The following is a 16,493-nucleotide window of genomic DNA, read 5'->3' on the forward strand; positions in this document are numbered from 1 at the left end:
CTCAATACCTGTGTACGAGTTTGAGGAGCAGGCTGCGATCGACTTCGCGCCGTGATGCGGTGGAGCCAAACTCGGGGTGTCGTGGATCAAGCAGGTTGTAGCCGGACAGGGAAAGTTCGGTCCCCTCACTGAGGCGCCAGCCCAACCGCATATCAAAGGCGGTGTAGGCGGGCGCGCCGCCGTTCGACATATCGCCCACCCGGCGTAGCGTCAGATCGAGTTCGGTTTTGCTGCCGATATCGAAACGGGACCCGATCCGCCACTGGTAGTCGGGGTCCTCGCCGGATCCGCCATCGCCGGCGTCGGCAGTTTTGAACTCCAGGTCACGATCCATCAGCGTAAAGCCGGCATTGAGACGCCAGCTTTCGGTGATCTGGGCGACTCCCCATGCCTCCAACCCGTGTACTCTGGCCTCCATGTTGTTGCCGATTATGAAGGCGCCACCTGAAGATGGGTCCAGCGAACGAATATCGTCGTAGTCGTGATAGAACAGGGTCAGGTTGTAGTTCAACCTTTTGCCCTGCTGAGCGCGATACCCGACCTCGACGGCGTTCAAGGTTTCGGATCTGAATCCGGGGCCTCCGGCAAGCATGGATCCGTCGGCCGGCACGTAGAACTCGCGATCGAGCCGAGAGGGGGTGCGTACGGCCCTTGAGACTGCCGCCCAGAGCAGTCTATCGTCCGATATATGCCAGGCAAGACGGGCGCTTGGCATCAGCTCCACGCCGGTGTAGCTGTTATCCTCAAGGCGCCCGGCAAGGGTCAGCAGCACTGCGTCGCTCAACTCGATCTTGTCCTGCACAAAGAGGCTGCTCCAGGTCAGTCGCTTGTCGGCAGGCAGGAATGCCAGGTCGGGCGTGTTTTCCAATTTATCCCAGGCCGTACGATATCCGATACCCCAGATCACCTGCTGCCTGGCTGTCGGTTGCAGAGTGTGCTGCAGCTCAAGGTTCAATATATCGAGCGTCTCGTTGTAGGTTCCGGGAAAGTCGCGCTCACGATGATCAAAATAGGCGCTCAGCGTTAACCGCTCATCATCTTCAAACGGTTGCTCCCAGCGTGTCATCAGGTTGACGCCACTTATTCGGGCGTCGCCGGCATTGCCGTTATCGAGCCGACCGCTGTAGGCATCGCCCTGGAGACTGAGCCCTTCGTCCGCATCGCCGTCCAGACGAAATCCAACCTGCTGACTGGACCAACTGTCGTTGGCGTCCTCTCCCATCTCGGTGTTGCTTTCGTTGTCATGCGAGGTCCGGGCATAGACGCGATAGTGCCTGCCGGATTCGAGTGCACCGCCATGACGATAGGCTGCATCCTGAGCGCTGTTGCCGCCTTGAAGGGCAACCAGGCCTCCCTGGGTATCCTCCGCTCGACGGGTGATGATGTTGATGACACCGTTCACCGCGTTGCTGCCCCAACTGGCCGACGCGGGGCCGCTGATCACCTCGATACGCTCGATATTCTCGAGCATGATCGCCTGCTCGTCCCAGAACACGCCGGAGAAGAGCGGGGTGTAGACGATACGGCCGTCGATCAGCACCTGAAGCTTATTAGCGATAGTGGAGTTGAAGCCTCGGGCACTGATGGCGTAGGTCTGTGCATCGACACGCGCCACCTGGAGGTTGGGCGCCAGCCGCAGCAGCTCCGGCAGACTGCGTGCACCACTGCGGCGGATATCCTCGGCGCTGATGACGAAGATCGACGCGGCAGCAGCGGATAACTTCTCCTGTTTACGCGAGACGGAGGTGACCTGGATTTTGCTCAGCTCCTCAAGGCTCAGGTCGGCCAGCTCGGTCGTCGATGTGGCAAACACGTATTGTACAGGGGAGGCTAGCAGCAGAGCTGCGAGCAGGAGCATAGGCCGACGCGGTCGTATCTGGGGAGTGGGCAGAGCGTTGTGGGTGGAATACGGCATAGCACTCATCCTGTGGCTATCGACCGGTCAGCGCGGTTATCGATGTGGGCTGACCGCCAGTACCTCACACCAAAGGGGCCCTTTGGCTTGGCAATCGGGCAAGAAAGGCTTTTCCGACTAATTACCTCAGGATAATCAAAAAACGGCAAGTTTGCGTAGAGGCGATGAAAATATATGTGGTAGCGCGGGCTCAGCTGTTTTGGCCGAGGCTCAGGCAGGATTCTATGCGCTGAAACAGCGCGTCAAACAGCATCGCCATCAGCGCGACGATAACCCCGCCCTGCAGAATGAAGGAGAGGTTGTCGGTTAGCAGGCCGGCGATGATCACCTCACCCAGCCCCTTGGCCGCCACCGTCGAACCGATGGTGGCGGTGCCGATGCTGATGATGACGGAGAGGCGCACACCGGTGATAATGACCGGCAGTGCCAGCGGTAGTTCGACCCGCCACAACACCTGCATCGGCCCCATACCTATCCCTTTCGCAGCTTCCTTGATCTCTGGCCGGACCTGGCTAAGACCGGCCAGGGTGTTCTCGAAGATCGGCAGCAGACCATATAGGAACAGAGCGATCAATGCGGGCCAGGAGCCGAAACCCACCGCCGGTACCGCCAGTGCCAACACCGCCACCGGGGGCAGGGTTTGACCCAGGTTGGCCAGCGAGCGGGCCAGCGGCAGGAAATCGGCGCCGCTGGGACGGCTGACCAGTATCGCGGCGGTGATCGCGATCAGCGACGCGGCGGCGATCGATAACACCACCAGCAGCAGGTGCCAGCCGATCAGGTTGATAAAGCTGTCGCGGATGTAGATCACCGGGGCGCCCACCGGGGTCAGCGATTGCAGCAGCGGCGTGAGGGTCGAGGTGAACAGTGCCAAGTAGAGCAGCAGGAGTAACGGGATCAGCACACCACGCCAGGCGAGCAGGAACCTGAACGCATTGGGCGTTGCGGTGGCTGCGAGAGCAGGCATCAGTTGCCGCCTCCCGCGCTCAGCAGCTCCTGCACACTGATCGCGCCGCAGGTCGCGCCATTGGCATCCACAACCCTCAGCACCGGGCTGCGCTGCCAAAGCTGGCGCGCCAGGGCATCGCGCAGCGTCAGGTGGGCGTCGATAGAGGGGGTGTCCTCGTTCAGCTCGAACAGCTCCGTGGGCTGCACCAGATCGGCAATGGGGCTGAGCGAGAGCAGCCGCAGCGCACGCTCCTCGCCTCCAACCAGCTGGCTGACAAACCCCTCCCGTGGGTTGCGCAGCAGTTCCCGGGGGCTGGCGGCTTGCAACAGCTTGCCGCCATCCATCACCGCGATCTGGTCGGCGAGCCGGATCGCCTCTTCGATATCGTGGGTGACCAGAATGATGGTGATGCCGAGCATACGCTGGATCTGCTTCAGTTCGCCTTGCAGCCGCTCCCGGGTCAGCGGGTCGAGGGCACCGAAGGGTTCATCCATCAGCATCAACTCCGGGCGGGCGGCCAGGGCGCGGGCGACGCCGATGCGCTGCTGTTCTCCGCCGGAGAGGCGGTGGGGGTACTGATGGGCGAAGGTATCGAAATCCATCTTCAGCAGGTCGAGCAGCTCATGCACCCGCTGATCCACCTGCTCGCTGCTCCAGTTCAGCAGCCGCGGCACCGTGGCGATGTTGTCGTAAACGGACCGGTGCGGGAACAGGCCGATGCCCTGAATCGCATAGCCGATGCGACGGCGCAGCTGCTCCGGTTGCTGGTTGCGGATATCCTCGCCGTTGATCAGCACCGTGCCGCTGGTGGGCTCGATCAGGCGGTTGATCATCTTCAGCGTGGTGGACTTGCCGCAGCCAGAGGTGCCGATCAGCGCGCAGATCTGCCCGGACTCCACCCGCAGGTTCAGGTTATCGACCGCCGTGCGTTCGCCGAATACGCGGGTCAGCCCCTGGAGTTCGATCATCGCGCCTCCCTCTGTGTCATCGCGATCAGGGTATCGATCAGCAGTGCCGCCAGAAAGGCGAGCAGAATCGTGGGCAGGGTGCCGAGCAGCACCAGATCTGTGGCGGTCTGTCCCAGCCCTTGAAAGATATAGGTACCGTAGCCACCGCCACCGATCAGCCCGGCCACCGCCACCAGGCCGATATTCATGGTGACGACGATGCGCAGCCCCGACAGCATCACCGGCAGTGCCAGTGGCAGTTCGATCTGCCACAGCATCTGGCGTCGGCTCATCCCCATGCCGCGAGCCGCCTGCAGCACCGCCGGATCCAGGCCATCAAATCCGGCCGCGGTGTTACTGACGATCGGCAGCAGTGAGTAGAGAAACAGCGCCAGTACCGCCGGTGCCACCCCTATGCCGCGGATACCGAATTCCGCGAGCAGCGGAAAGGAGAGCGCCAGCAGACTCAGCGGGATCATCAGCAGGCCGAACATCGCCAGGCTCGGGATGGTCTGCAGCAGGCTCAGCACTGGAATCAGTGCGGCGCGTACCCTGGGCGAGCGGTGACAGCGGATACCGAGCGGCACACCGACAATCAGCGCCGGCAGGATACTGCCCAGTGCCAACAACAGATGGCGTACTCCCTGCTGCCAGAACGTGGGCTGGTTGTGGTACTCCAGCATCAGCGACAGCCGGTCCCAGAGACCATTGGCGAGCAGGGCAAACAGCGCGGCCAGATACCCGACAATCAGCAGCAGCCGGAGCAGCGCGCCGAGCTCCAGCTTGATCAGCGCATCGGTCATCATCAGCCCCAGCAACAGCAGCAGAGCCCAGAAACCGCTGCCCAGCGCCAGACGGGCGAATCCGCTACTGCCCGCCAGCAGGGCGTCGCTATCCGAACCCAGAGCATAGATCAGTACCAGCAGGCTGAGTGCGCTGAGCCCCAGCTTGAGTGCGGGGTGAACCCTCAGGCAGACGAGAATGGCCGTTGGGATCATAAGCAGGATAAACCGCTGCGCGCCCGGCTGGGCTATCAGTTCGCCGAGCGGCACGCCGCTGCCGGGCAGGATACGGTTGGGTTGCAGGTTAAGCAGCGGCAGCAGCACCAGTACCAGCGCAACCGCTACTGCCAGCGTCAGACCCAGCCGGTCGATACGAAAGGGCATGGGGCGATATCGTGGTTAAAGCCCCAGTTGCTCAAGATAGCCGGCTGCCACATCGCTGGCGTTCTCGCCGCCGATGGCGATACGCGCGTTCAGCGACTGCAGCGTTTCCAGATCCAGCGAGCTGAACACCGGTTTGAGCAGCTCATCGATCTCCGGATGGGTCTTCAGCACCTCTTCACGGATGATCGGCGTTGGCGCGTAGACCGGCTGCACTCCCTTGTCATCCGCCATCACCACCAGGCCCACCGCCGATATCGCCCCGTCGGTGCCGTAGACCATCGCGGTGTTGGTGCCGTCGGTCTGCGTTGCCGCCGCCTTGATCGTGGCCGCGGTGTTGCCGCCGGAGAGTACCAGCAGCTGAGACTCCTTAAGCGTGAAGTCATACACCTGCTGGAAGGCGGGCAGTACCGCCGGGCTGGAGACAAACTCGGCCGAGGCCGCCAGTTTGATATCGCCGCCCTCGCGCACATAGGTGCCGAAATCGGTCATGGTCTTGAGCCCGGCTTCATCCGCAATCTCCTTGCGCACGGCAAGCGCCCAGGTGTTGTTGGCGTTGGCCGGGGTCAGCCAAACGATCTTGTTGGTGTCGTAATCCAGCTGTTTGGCTTTTTCGTACCCGTCCTGGAACGACTTCCAGACCGGATCCTCCGGCTGATTGAAGAAGAACGCCGCATTGCCGGTGTACTCCGGGTAGATATCGATCTCGCCCGAGGTGATCGCCTTGCGCACGATCGGCGTACCACCGAGTTGGACGCGGTTCTCCACCTCCAGCCCAGCTTTCTGCAGGCGCTGGAAGATCATATTACCGAGCAGACTACCCTCGGTATCGATCTTGGAAGAGACAACGATGGGGGCGGCGTGGACCGACAGAGTGAACAGTGCACAGAGCGTAACTAGCAGCCGGATCATGGTGGGAGCTCCGAAGTCAGGTTCGATTGAGACTGTCTCATAAGCCTAACACAGAGGTTGAAATTGTGCGGGGAGGACGGCAGGTAACGCGAAGGTCGTTTTATTCAGCCCGATTTGCCTGGTGGAATACGGGATGCGAGTAAATAGATACCCCTATAAAAGATCATGATGCTTGCGCAAATACGTCAGTCGAATTGAGCGTTAGGGTAATTGCTTATCAGGGCGGAATAAGTAATATAAGGGAATGTGCTTATTTTTGGTGGGTCGTGCTTAATCGGCAATCGCGTACCCCGTAACATAATGATTAGAAGAGGTTTCTGCTGATGAAGGTACTCGTAGCCGTCAAGCGTGTGATCGACTACAACGTCAAGGTACGCGTCAAGTCGGACAACACCGATGTGGATCTGGCCAACGTCAAGATGGCGTTGAACCCCTTTTGTGAGATCGCCGTCGAGGAGGCGGTACGGCTGAAAGAGGCCAACGTCGCCACCGAGGTGGTGGTGGTCTCCGTTGGACCCAAAGCCTGCCAAGAGCAGATCCGCACCGCACTGGCCCTTGGCGCCGACCGCGGCATCCACATTGAAACCGATACCATGCCGGAATCCCTGTCGGTGGCCAAGCTACTGGCCAAGCTGGTTGAGCAGGAGCAGCCTGGCCTGGTAATTCTCGGCAAGCAGTCGATCGATTCAGACAACAACCAGACCGGCCAGATGCTGGCGGCGCTGACCGGCATGTCCCAGGGTACCTTCGCCTCCAGGGTACAGGTGATCGACGGCTCACTGAACGTTACCCGCGAAGTGGACGGCGGCTTGCAGACCCTGGCGCTGAAACTGCCCGCCGTGGTCACTACCGATCTGCGTCTGAACGAGCCGCGCTACGCCAAGCTCCCTGACATCATGAAAGCGAAGAAGAAGCCGCTGGATGTGAAAACCCCGGCCGATCTCGGTGTTGAACTGCGCGATCACACCCGCCTGCTGAAGGTGGAAACGCCCCCGGTACGTCAGGCAGGGATCAAGGTCGCCAGCGTCGATGAACTGGTCGAAAAACTGAAGAACGAAGCCAAGGTAATTTAAGGGGTGATCTGATGGCTATTCTGGTTATTGCGGAACATGACAACAGCACCCTGAAGGGTGCAACGCTGAACACACTGGCAGCAGCCACCCAGATCGGCGGCGACATCCATCTGTTGGTGGCCGGCAGTGGCTGCCAGGCGGTCGCGGAGCAGGGCGCTGCGGCGGCGGGCGTGAACAAGGTTCTGTGCGTCGACGCCGCGTTGTATGAACATCAACTGGCCGAGGATCTGGCGCTGCTGGTCGCCGAGTGCGGTCGCGATTACAGCCATATCCTGGCGCCGGCTACCACCAATGGCAAAAACCTGATGCCTCGAGTGGCGGCGCTGCTCGATGTGGCGCAGATCTCCGATATCATCGCCGTCGAAAGTGCCGACAGCTTCCGCCGTCCGATCTACGCCGGTAACGCCATCGCCACCGTGCAGTCGCTTGATCCGATTAAGGTGATCACCGTGCGCGGTACCGGTTTCGATCCGGTGGCGGCCAGCGGCGGCAGTGCCGAGGTGGTTACCCTGAGTGCGGTGTCCCCGGCTGGGCTCTCCAGCTTTGTCAGCGAAGAGGTTGCCGAGTCCGAGCGTCCGGAGCTGACCTCTGCACGCGTGGTTATCTCCGGTGGTCGCGGTATGGGTAATGGCGAGAACTTCGCATTGCTGGAAAAAGTGGCCGACAAGCTCGGTGCCGCTATTGGCGCGTCACGTGCGGCGGTGGACGCCGGCTTCGTGCCCAACGATATGCAGGTGGGCCAGACCGGCAAGATCGTCGCGCCGGATCTCTATATTGCAGTCGGTATCTCCGGTGCGATCCAGCATCTGGCCGGTATGAAGGACTCCAAGGTGATCGTGGCGATCAACAAGGATGAGGAGGCACCGATCTTCCAGGTTGCCGACTACGGCCTGGTGGCGGATCTGTTCAGCGCCGTGCCGGAGCTGGAGCAGAAGCTGTAACCCGATCTCGGCTAGTCGATAGCAGGGCGCTTAGGCGCCCTGTTTTGTCAGGAGAATAACAATCATGATGAACTTCGATGAACTGGTCGCGTTCCTGAACGAACACTTCCCGCAGGGCGCGCAGTACGGCGAGCTGATCGAGCTTGGCGAGGGCTGGGCGAAGATGCGCCTGCCGGTGGACGATCAGCACCTGCGGCCCGGAGGCACGGTATCGGGCCCGGCGATGATGGGGTTGGCCGATGTGGCGGTATATGCCGCGCTGCTCAGTCGGATCGGCCCCGTGCCGCTGGCGGTGACCACCAGCCTTAATATCAATTTCCTGCGCAAGCCTCGTTCCGGCGCGGACATTATCGCCTACGCCAAGATGCTCAAGGTGGGCAAGCGTCTAGGCGTCGGCGAGGTCTATATCAGCTCGGATGGTGACGAAGAGCCGGTCGCCCACGCCACCATGACCTACTCGATTCCGGAGCGCTAAGTGTGACTATTCAGTTTGAAGAGCTGATGCTGCAACTGCCGGATGGCGTGCAGATACATGCCCTGCATGGGCGCCATCCGCAGGGTGCGGGGCGGCCGACGCTGGTGTTCCTGCACGAAGCGCTGGGCCATATCCGCATGTGGAAGCAGTTCCCCGAACAGCTGGCCGAACGCTGCGGGTGCGATCTGCTGATCTATGAGCGTCAGGGTTACGGTGGTTCGACGCCGATCGAACTGCCGCGCGGCAACGACTACCTGCTGGTAGAAGGGGAGCAGTACCTGGCACAGGTGAGCGAGGCCGCCGGTATCGAGCATATGATCCTGATCGGCCATAGCGACGGCGGCAGCATCGCGCTGCTCGGCGCCGCCTGCCTGGGTGACCGGGTGCGCGGCCTGATCACCGAGGCCGCCCATATCAACGCCGACGAACTGACCCTGGCCGGCGTGCGTCAGGCGGTGGACATCTACCGCACCACGGATCTGCACCAACGGCTGGAGCGCTATCACGGCGATCGTACCGAGCTGCTGTTCAAGGCCTGGACCGAAACCTGGCTGCGTGAGAGCTTCCATCTGAATATCGATCTCAGCCCCTGGTTGTCGCAGATCCGCTGTCCGGCGCTGATCATTCAGGGCAGGGATGACCAGTACGGCCTGCCGCAACAGGTGGAGGATATCTGCCGGGGGATCGGTGAGCACGCGCAGGCGGCGTTTATCGACAACTGCGGTCACATTCCGCATCTGGAGAGGCCGGATGCGGTGTTTGATCTGATGGTGCCGTTTATTCGCCTTCTGATCGACTGAATGATCGATCCGCAGATTAGGCGCTCGGATTAAGCACCTGGATTAAGCCGAGCCGCCTGCTGCACCAGTTCCGCGATGCTGCCCGCCCGCATCTTGCCCATCACCCGTGAGCGGTGCACCTCGACCGTCTTCGGGCTGATGCCGAGGGTTTCGGCGATCTCACGGTTGGACTGCCCCTCGACCACCAGCGCCATCACCTCCTTCTCGCGACGGCTCAACTGGGCATAGCTGTCGTGGATCTGGCTGTTCTGCGCCTGGGCCTGCTGCTGCTTTGCCGCCTGGGCCAGTGCCTGGTTGACCAGCTGCAGCATCACCTCATCGTCGAACGGCTTCTCGATAAAATCCATCGCACCGTTCTTCATCGCGCTGACCGCCATCGGGATATCGCCGTGACCGGTCATGACGATGGTGGGCAGGCTGATACCGCGCATGCGCAGAATCTGCTGTAGCGCCAAGCCGTTGATCTCCGGCATACGCACATCCAGCAGCAGGCAACCGAGCTCTCCGTCGTAGGCATCGAGGAACGCCTGGGCCGACTCGAAACCGGAGACCTTGAGGCTGGCCGATTCCAGCAGCCACTGCATGGAGTCGCGGAAATCCTCGTCGTCATCGACGATAAAAACGGTGCCGGGGGCAGGGTGCAGCATCATGTTTCCTTCAACGGCAGTTTAAGGTGGAAGCGGGTGCCGGAGTGACCGTCGCTCTCGGCCCAGAGCTGCCCACCGTGGGTTTCAATAATGGTGCGGGAGATCGGCAAGCCCATGCCCAGACCGGTCGACTTGGAGGTGTAGAAGGGCTCGAACAGCTGACTGAGCGCCTCGGCCGAGATCCCCTTCGCCTGGTCGGTGACGGTGATATGCAACTCGCCTTCGTTCCTGCGGGTAGAGAGGATAACGGGTCGCGGGGCCTTGCTACAATCATCGCCACGATCGTCACAATCGTTATACGCCTCGATGGCGTTGCGCATCAGGTTCAGCAACACCTGTTCGATCTGGATCTTGTCCGCCAACAGCGTTGGATTGGATGTATCGAGATCCATCTCAAAGCGGATATTGTGGTCGTGCGCCTCCTGATGCAGGAATTTGCTGACATCCACACAGGCCTCGTTGATCGGGAAACGCAGGCGTTGGTACTCGGTCTTGCGCACAAAGCTGCGCATCCGCTTGATGATCTCGGCGGCGCGCCTGGCCTGGCGGGTGATCAGCTCGATCGCCTTGTTGGCGGTGCCGACCGGATCCGCGCAACCCTCCTCAAGACGGCGTTGCGCACCGCTGCTGTAGTTCAGAATCGCCGCCAGCGGCTGATTCAGCTCATGCGCCAGTCCCGTGGCCATCTCGCCGACGCTGAGCAGGCGCGACATATGTGCCATCTCCAACTGATGGCGTTTGACCTCCTCCTCGGCCTTGCGCTTGACGGTGACATCCCGCGCGATGATCGAGTAGTACTCCACCTTCATGTTCTCGCGCCGGTTGCGGTGGGCGATGATCTCGCGCACCTCGGCGTTGCGCTGCTGCGTCGGCAGATGCATCTCCAGCGTACCCTCCCAACTGCCGGTCTGAGCGGCCTGGTTCAGCGCCGCCTGCAGCTCGCCCTCGGCGATAGCCGGGGTAAACAGCTCAGGCAGATGCAGAGCCCCCGGGTTCTCAGGGCGCACCCCCAGTGTCAGGCAGGCGGACTCGTTCAGATAGGTCAACTGCAGCGCATCGGGGCTGCAGAACAGAATCATATCGCTGGATGCCTCCACCACGCGGGCCAGACGGCGCATCGACTGCAGCGCCCGTTCACGCTCGGTGACATCGCGCGTAACGCAGATGATCTCCAGCGGCTGCCCCTGCTCATCGCGAATGGTGCGGCTGGTGGTCTCCAGCCAGACGTAGTGCCCCTGCTTATGGCGATAACGGTAAACGTTGGTGTACATCCCCCGGTCGTAACGCACCGACTCGGCACGACGCTCAAGGTTGTCGGCATCCTCCGGGTGGAACAGATCGCGCCCGCGGGTACCGATCAGCTCCTCAGGCGTATAACCGAGCAGACGCTCGACCGCCGGGCTGACATCGATATAGGTCCAGTCCGGCGCCGGCGTCTGGCGCGAGATCATATCGGTGGACTGCTCGGCCAGCAGGCGATAACGATCCGCTTCGGCGCGGCACTGCTCCAACTGGGCTGGCATTGGCACAGACATGACACCCCCTCGGGTATACCCGGAGTAAGCTCCGGCATTTCAATTACATGACTGTAGAATACTGCAAAAAATAGGTGAAAACACTTATCAGGGCCAGGGGCCGGATATCGAATGCAGATAGGGCTTGTACGGTTATTCAGACAGTAGCAAACTTGGGGAAAGCGTCAGACAGGCAGTAGACGCATGCGCTAGCTCGCAGAAGATCCGAAGGGACTGATTATGGATGCTTACAACCTTTTAAAGCCTACTTTGAATTCACGGAACTCTTCCAAATGCACGTTTGCGTGGAAACAGCGAGCACCGTCGCTACGCGTGGGTACTGTAACTTGTCCGTCTGGCGTCCACTTTCCTGAGGTAGTCTTTCATGAGGGATTGGTTGGGTGAACGTTAAAAATATAGATATATATTTCTTGAAATAATAACATGTAAATTAAATTTGGCATGTGATATAGGATATGTAAAGGTATAAATATTGAGTTATACGTCTCAATATAATTTCGGTAACGGCGATAAATAACTAGCGTTAACCTTATTTTAATGTGGATTTTTGACTTATTTGCAAAAAAAAACTGTCAGAGACTATGGTTTTATAATTCAAGATTGTATACTGCCTATAAAGGTCAATGCTATTTCAATGTTTATTAATAACTGGTTTATAGAATCGGAATTGATAATTAATTCTAATGCCAGTGCTCCAGTAATTGTTGTCTTGGAACTGGATTTGGCGCTAAAAGAAACGGATTGGTTGATATGAAAAGGGCGGTTTATGATACGCCAGTGATAATAAATAATATTCGAGTTAAAAAATAAAAATTTATTAAATAATTAAAAACTCCGATTTTTATAAATATTTTCCGTATAGGTTCGGGTAATGATCGGGAAAACGAAATTTTAGGAAACTGAAAACTGAGGCTGATTTAAGTTTATGAATGAATCCGTCAATTTAGAGCTCGTGGATATTGCCTTAGATAAGGTTGAAGGCTTTGCTTTTGAAAGGTTTTCGCAAAGCTTTTTTTCAGCACTAGAAGGAAGAGAGTTCGTGCCGCTTGGTGGAGTTAAAGATGGCGGCGCAGATGGAATATATGAGTGCGGAAAGTCTGGTACATTTTATCAGTTCACAAGAGTAAGTGATCATAGAGCCAAAATTAGAGGGACATATAAGAGGCTTAAGGAATTTGGGCGAGATGTCAGGGTGATTATTTATATGACTCCTCGCGCTGTTTCACATATAGATAGGGAAGAGGAGTTATTAACTGAAGAGTTGGATGTGATTGTTAGGATTAGGGATAAAAAATATATATCTAGTCATATAAATGACACAGTTGGAACGATATCTGCCTACCATAATAATTTGGCGACTTACACTCATTACTTGGAATATGTTCCAAAACAAAAAGGAATCCAGCCATCAGGTCATGTAAACGATCCTTCGGCATTTGTCTTTCTACAACACGAAGTTACCAACAGACTAGGTAACAGGAAGTTAGTGCACTCTGTTACTGATACTTTGATATTGTGGGGTCTTTCTGAAACAGACCCAGATAAGAATATATTTATGACGGAGAGTGAAATATATTCGAAAATAACTAGTAATTTCCCTTGGGCAGAAAAAATAATTAAACCTCATTTGTCAAAACGTCTAGAAAAAATGAGAACAAAGGATGAAATGGGGAGGGAGGTAAGGTACTACGGTAAAAAGGGCAATAAGTACTGCCTACCTTATGAAACGAGAAAAGTTATAAAAGAAGAGAATAGTGAGGATGAAAGTCTTAAAATCTGCTTTCTTGATGAGATTAGATCAATCGCTTCTGAAGATTCTTCTGTTGAACCAGACGTTTCGAATGAACTGGCTGAGCTTACTTTTAATATAGTCCATTCGATATTTGAAAGGCAGGGATTGCTTTTTTCTCACTTCTTGTCCACTGATGACGAAACAGATCCTCCTCCAATCGTACATGATTGCATTGATGATGCGTTGGTAAGTGCAAGGGTGAATGCGTCGAAAGTAGAGTATTATAGGGAAAAGCTTGAATTAATAATACGAAGGATATTTTATAAGGCTTCACCAAAGCAACGAGAATATTTTAATAATCTTTCTCGGACCTATGTGCTTCTTTTTTCTCTTCAAACAGAACCTAGAGTTGTTGAATATTTTAGTAATTTAAGTGCCTCTTTTAGACTTTTTTTAGGTAGCGACATATTGGTAAAGGCCTTATCAGAACGGTACCTCGACAAAGAAGATCAGGTTGCAAGAAACCTTTTACGTGTTGCTATTGATTCTGGAATGTCGCTATTGCTATCTGAGTGTGTAGTCGATGAGGTATATACACATGTAAAGGGAACTTACTATGAGTTTATTAACTATTTTGCAGAGATGGAACCTTATATAACTGATGAAATATCACGGAATAGTGGGAAAATTTTAATTCGATCATATTTTTATGCTAAGAATGAAGGAAAGGTTAGAGGGTGGAAACAGTTCTTAGAGCAATTTGTTACTTATTCAAATATTGAAAAGCCACTAGGAAGAGATGAGATAAAACGATATCTTATATCAGAATTCAGGCTGGAATACGTCGACAACTCTGAACTTGAATCGATTTCACCAGAAAAAAGGGTTAAAGAGCTTGCTCAGAGAATGATGGCTAATGAAGATAAAAAGCATGAGACTCTTGCCTATAATACGGCACTTCAGGTGTATGGTGTTTATGGATTACGTAATAAAAATAAGGAGACATCGAAAGCAAGTGAATTTGGACTTAAAACATGGTGGATGACAAATCAAACTAGAGTTGTAAGGCATACAGTAGAATTGGTGAGAGAGAAAGGTCATCAATACATTATGAGGCCGGAGTATATCTTAAACTTCATTTCAATGTCTCCGAGTTGTGTACAGGCTAGAGAGTCATTTAAAACAATATTTCCCAGTATATTTGGTATCCAACTAGGTCACCGTCTGAAAGATGACGCTTTTCACAAAATTATGCATGAAGTTGGCACTTGGAAAGACCTCGAGCCCGGTAGAATTTCGACACTAATGGCTGACTTGTCGGATCGGTTAAAAACGGATCGTATGAAGAGATATGAATATAATCTCAATCTTGATTCTAATTAACTTAATAGATGCTATCAGTAGTAAATGGTGTCAGAGTAAGAGTGAGTGAAATTGCGCCTTTAATTTTACTCTGGCTATTTTTTTTTGGGTAGGAATAATGGACTATTATGACAAGGTTGGCAGGTATAGATTATCGAGGGGTAGGTGGTATTTCACGACACTGTATAGATGCAGTAGTAGAAATTATTCACTTCGGTCGAGTAATAAATGAAATGAAAATCTTAACTTCGGGTAGCGCTTATGACTGCCATCACGCACTTTTATTGAATGTCGATAACGATGTGGATATTGCAATAAAGTCTGGTTTTACATCTGGTTATTCAGGTGAAGGGCCAAGGTCTTTTTCCTATATTTTGTCAGTGCTCCGAAAGTTCACTCAAGAAATCGATGAGTATATAGTCCCGCATAAGTTATTAGAGCGAATAGATAGATCTGCCCTTACAGAAAGAGATATAAACTGGCTGTCCGAGCAGCAGCCTGTAAGACCTCAGAGATGGCATGACTATATTTATGAACGCCATTATTCAATATTCAATGTAGAACGGTATTTTCCGGCTGAAATTCCTCTTGCGTTGATAGACCCTAGGTTGTATGAAATTGCAATTTCTTTTAAGCAAAATCCTGACAACGCATTGCTGGCTGGTTATAGGTTGCTAGAGCGCCTTATAAAGGAAAAGTCGGGGCTGACTCAAGAAACAGGAGCAAAGTTGTTCTCTAAAGCCTTTCAGGGAGAAGATGCTCCTCTATACTGGGGTGACTTAGACGGAAGTGAAGTTAAAGGACGTGCAACTCTGTTTTCGAGTGTCTTTATGGCTTTTCGACATCGTCGTGCTCACCAGGAACCTGATGACGATATTCATGAAGATATAAGAGAGTTCATGTTATTGAATCAACTATTTATTCTGGAAGCGGCAACGAAAGTTCGAACAAGTAATTAAAAATTATCTACACCGGACATAATACTCGCTTCGCTTGCATTACTCCGGTGAGCTAAACGTTATTTGGAGGGTGTTCATATTTCCGTGTCAGCCAATATTTAATAAATGAAATCAGTGTAAGAATGCGCGCAAATGCGCATGAACCGGTGTGTGGGTAGGACCCTTTCGACAAAACTAGCGACGACGCTGTTTGCCTGTTTTAGCTTTGTTGCTACCGCTTTGCCCAAGCGCTTTAGCGCGTTGGGTTTTCTTCGACCGTTTAAGCAATCTAACTCTGACCCCAATTATTTAACTCTGACCCCAATTATTTCAATTGGGACGAACACCAACGACGCCCGACCTATTTCCGCCGGATATTAGTTACCTAATTAGCGTGATGGTGATTTAAAGAATCTTAAGGGTTATAGCTAGCCGAAAGCGTGGTGATAACAAGTCCAACACGTCAACCGCGCAGCCCCCTCCCGTTGTCGGATGTAAACCTTCACAAAGACTACACATTCTTTACTCCATCACCGGATAGATCCAATAAAAACAATGGATTATCGACTATTCTCTCGCTTCATTTTTGCTCCGTATTCCAACACTACTCTAACAGTACCCACTCCATAGACCTCGTATCCGGGAGAATGAATAATGCGTGTAATTAATCGGAAGGTGCTGGTTCACAGTCTGTTATGGCTATCCCCCCTGATGCTGACCGGTATCAGCGCTGCCGAAAGCAAAGAACAAACGAGCACAACCGAATTCAAACTTAGCAGCCCGACGCTAACGGATAACGGTGCGATGCCCGTGGCGCACACCTGCGATGGCAGCCGCGCCGTACCTGAAATCAGCTGGTCGTCGGTGCCGGCCGGGACGCAAAGCCTTGCCATGGTCATGCATCATGAGGCCGGGCCTTCCGATGTGCATGTCTATTGGGTGGTGTATGACATCGACCCCAACACGACGCATCTCGGCGCCGATGTCGGGTCTGCAACCCGGGGTGTCAACACGGTGGATAGTCAATTGTCAGTGCCGGTTGCTAAAGTCCCCAAAATCGCAACTTGAGATGTCCCCTCCACCGAGGCATCAATAAACCGACTT

The 16,493-nt window shown here is 54.8% G+C and carries 14 protein-coding genes; 7 read left to right on the forward strand and 7 right to left on the reverse strand.

The genetic code is table 11. The features are described from left to right. Nucleotide 1: 1 nt before the first annotated feature. From KQ940_RS01220 to osmF, 5 genes are all read right to left on the reverse strand, one after another. Entirely contained in the window at nt 2-1,858 is a 1,857-nt protein-coding gene (locus KQ940_RS01220) for a TOL_0244 family TonB-dependent receptor (RefSeq protein WP_217410892.1), read from the reverse strand. Between the two features lie 247 nt (nt 1,859-2,105). Further along, nucleotides 2,106-2,882 (reverse strand): ABC transporter permease, encoded by a 777-nt coding sequence (locus KQ940_RS01225; RefSeq protein WP_217410894.1) that lies wholly within the window; start codon nt 2,880-2,882, stop codon nt 2,106-2,108. Further along, the gene (locus KQ940_RS01230) at nt 2,882-3,832 is read right to left on the reverse strand and encodes an ABC transporter ATP-binding protein (RefSeq protein ID WP_217410895.1); all 951 of its coding nucleotides are present in this window, start codon (nt 3,830-3,832) and stop codon (nt 2,882-2,884) included. Before KQ940_RS01230 ends, KQ940_RS01225 begins: the two co-directional genes overlap by 1 nt. After that, nucleotides 3,829-4,977 (reverse strand): ABC transporter permease, encoded by a 1,149-nt coding sequence (locus KQ940_RS01235; RefSeq protein ID WP_217410896.1) that lies wholly within the window; start codon nt 4,975-4,977, stop codon nt 3,829-3,831. The genes KQ940_RS01230 and KQ940_RS01235 overlap by 4 nt, the downstream gene beginning before the upstream one ends. 15 nt (nt 4,978-4,992) lie before the next feature. Continuing rightward, entirely contained in the window at nt 4,993-5,886 is an 894-nt protein-coding gene (gene osmF / locus KQ940_RS01240; RefSeq protein WP_217410897.1) for a glycine betaine ABC transporter substrate-binding protein OsmF, read from the reverse strand. A gap of 323 nt (nt 5,887-6,209) precedes the next feature. Between osmF and KQ940_RS01245 the strand changes: the two genes are divergently transcribed. From KQ940_RS01245 to KQ940_RS01260, 4 genes are all read left to right on the forward strand, one after another. Continuing rightward, nucleotides 6,210-6,959 carry an electron transfer flavoprotein subunit beta/FixA family protein gene (locus KQ940_RS01245; protein ID WP_217410898.1) on the forward strand — a complete coding sequence of 250 codons (750 nt, stop codon included), beginning with the start codon at nt 6,210-6,212 and terminating at the stop codon, nt 6,957-6,959. A gap of 11 nt (nt 6,960-6,970) precedes the next feature. Continuing rightward, complete coding sequence (locus tag KQ940_RS01250; RefSeq protein ID WP_217410900.1) at nt 6,971-7,900, forward strand: electron transfer flavoprotein subunit alpha/FixB family protein; 930 nt, start codon at nt 6,971-6,973, stop codon at nt 7,898-7,900. 64 nt (nt 7,901-7,964) lie between these two features. Beyond that, complete coding sequence (locus KQ940_RS01255; RefSeq protein ID WP_217410901.1) at nt 7,965-8,375, forward strand: PaaI family thioesterase; 411 nt, start codon at nt 7,965-7,967, stop codon at nt 8,373-8,375. A 2-nt stretch (nt 8,376-8,377) separates the two neighbouring features. Continuing rightward, nucleotides 8,378-9,175, forward strand: a complete 798-nt coding sequence (locus tag KQ940_RS01260) for an alpha/beta fold hydrolase (protein ID WP_217410902.1) — start codon at nt 8,378-8,380, stop codon at nt 9,173-9,175. Between the two features lie 29 nt (nt 9,176-9,204). Here the strand turns inward: KQ940_RS01260 and KQ940_RS01265 are convergent, their stop codons facing one another. Together KQ940_RS01265 and KQ940_RS01270 are read right to left on the reverse strand one after the other, a co-directional pair. Beyond that, the gene (locus tag KQ940_RS01265; protein WP_217410903.1) at nt 9,205-9,822 is read right to left on the reverse strand and encodes a response regulator transcription factor; all 618 of its coding nucleotides are present in this window, start codon (nt 9,820-9,822) and stop codon (nt 9,205-9,207) included. Beyond that, nucleotides 9,822-11,357: a PAS domain-containing sensor histidine kinase gene (locus tag KQ940_RS01270; RefSeq protein ID WP_217410904.1), complete on the reverse strand. Its 1,536-nt coding sequence runs from the start codon at nt 11,355-11,357 to the stop codon at nt 9,822-9,824. The genes KQ940_RS01265 and KQ940_RS01270 overlap by 1 nt, the downstream gene beginning before the upstream one ends. Before the next feature lie 925 nt (nt 11,358-12,282). On the opposite strand from KQ940_RS01270, the gene KQ940_RS01275 reads away from it, so the two are divergent. The 3 genes from KQ940_RS01275 to KQ940_RS01285 all read left to right on the forward strand — a co-directional run bounded on the left by KQ940_RS01275 (nt 12,283) and on the right by KQ940_RS01285 (nt 16,457). Further along, entirely contained in the window at nt 12,283-14,472 is a 2,190-nt protein-coding gene (locus KQ940_RS01275; RefSeq protein ID WP_217410906.1) for a hypothetical protein, read from the forward strand. A gap of 107 nt (nt 14,473-14,579) precedes the next feature. Beyond that, nucleotides 14,580-15,410: a TIGR02391 family protein gene (locus KQ940_RS01280; protein WP_217410908.1), complete on the forward strand. Its 831-nt coding sequence runs from the start codon at nt 14,580-14,582 to the stop codon at nt 15,408-15,410. Nucleotides 15,411-16,043: 633 nt separating this feature from the next. After that, nucleotides 16,044-16,457 (forward strand): YbhB/YbcL family Raf kinase inhibitor-like protein, encoded by a 414-nt coding sequence (locus KQ940_RS01285; protein ID WP_217410910.1) that lies wholly within the window; start codon nt 16,044-16,046, stop codon nt 16,455-16,457. Nucleotides 16,458-16,493: the final 36 nt, after the last annotated feature.

Origin of the sequence: Marinobacterium ramblicola (assembly GCF_019084545.1) — a bacterium.
In the GTDB taxonomy this organism is placed as follows: domain Bacteria; phylum Pseudomonadota; class Gammaproteobacteria; order Pseudomonadales; family Balneatricaceae; genus Marinobacterium_D; species Marinobacterium_D ramblicola.

Coding starts and splice junctions, on each gene's coding strand:
- KQ940_RS01265 (WP_217410903.1), bottom strand. CDS start 9,822: ATGCTGCACCCTGCCCCCGGCACCGTTTTTATCGTCGATGACGACGAG.
- KQ940_RS01285 (WP_217410910.1), top strand. CDS start 16,044: ATGCGTGTAATTAATCGGAAGGTGCTGGTTCACAGTCTGTTATGGCTA.
- KQ940_RS01225 (WP_217410894.1), bottom strand. CDS start 2,882: ATGCCTGCTCTCGCAGCCACCGCAACGCCCAATGCGTTCAGGTTCCTG.
- osmF (WP_217410897.1), bottom strand. CDS start 5,886: ATGATCCGGCTGCTAGTTACGCTCTGTGCACTGTTCACTCTGTCGGTC.
- KQ940_RS01235 (WP_217410896.1), bottom strand. CDS start 4,977: ATGCCCTTTCGTATCGACCGGCTGGGTCTGACGCTGGCAGTAGCGGTT.
- KQ940_RS01230 (WP_217410895.1), bottom strand. CDS start 3,832: ATGATCGAACTCCAGGGGCTGACCCGCGTATTCGGCGAACGCACGGCG.
- KQ940_RS01275 (WP_217410906.1), top strand. CDS start 12,283: ATGAATGAATCCGTCAATTTAGAGCTCGTGGATATTGCCTTAGATAAG.
- KQ940_RS01255 (WP_217410901.1), top strand. CDS start 7,965: ATGATGAACTTCGATGAACTGGTCGCGTTCCTGAACGAACACTTCCCG.
- KQ940_RS01250 (WP_217410900.1), top strand. CDS start 6,971: ATGGCTATTCTGGTTATTGCGGAACATGACAACAGCACCCTGAAGGGT.
- KQ940_RS01245 (WP_217410898.1), top strand. CDS start 6,210: ATGAAGGTACTCGTAGCCGTCAAGCGTGTGATCGACTACAACGTCAAG.
- KQ940_RS01220 (WP_217410892.1), bottom strand. CDS start 1,858: ATGCTCCTGCTCGCAGCTCTGCTGCTAGCCTCCCCTGTACAATACGTG.
- KQ940_RS01280 (WP_217410908.1), top strand. CDS start 14,580: ATGACAAGGTTGGCAGGTATAGATTATCGAGGGGTAGGTGGTATTTCA.
- KQ940_RS01270 (WP_217410904.1), bottom strand. CDS start 11,357: ATGTCTGTGCCAATGCCAGCCCAGTTGGAGCAGTGCCGCGCCGAAGCG.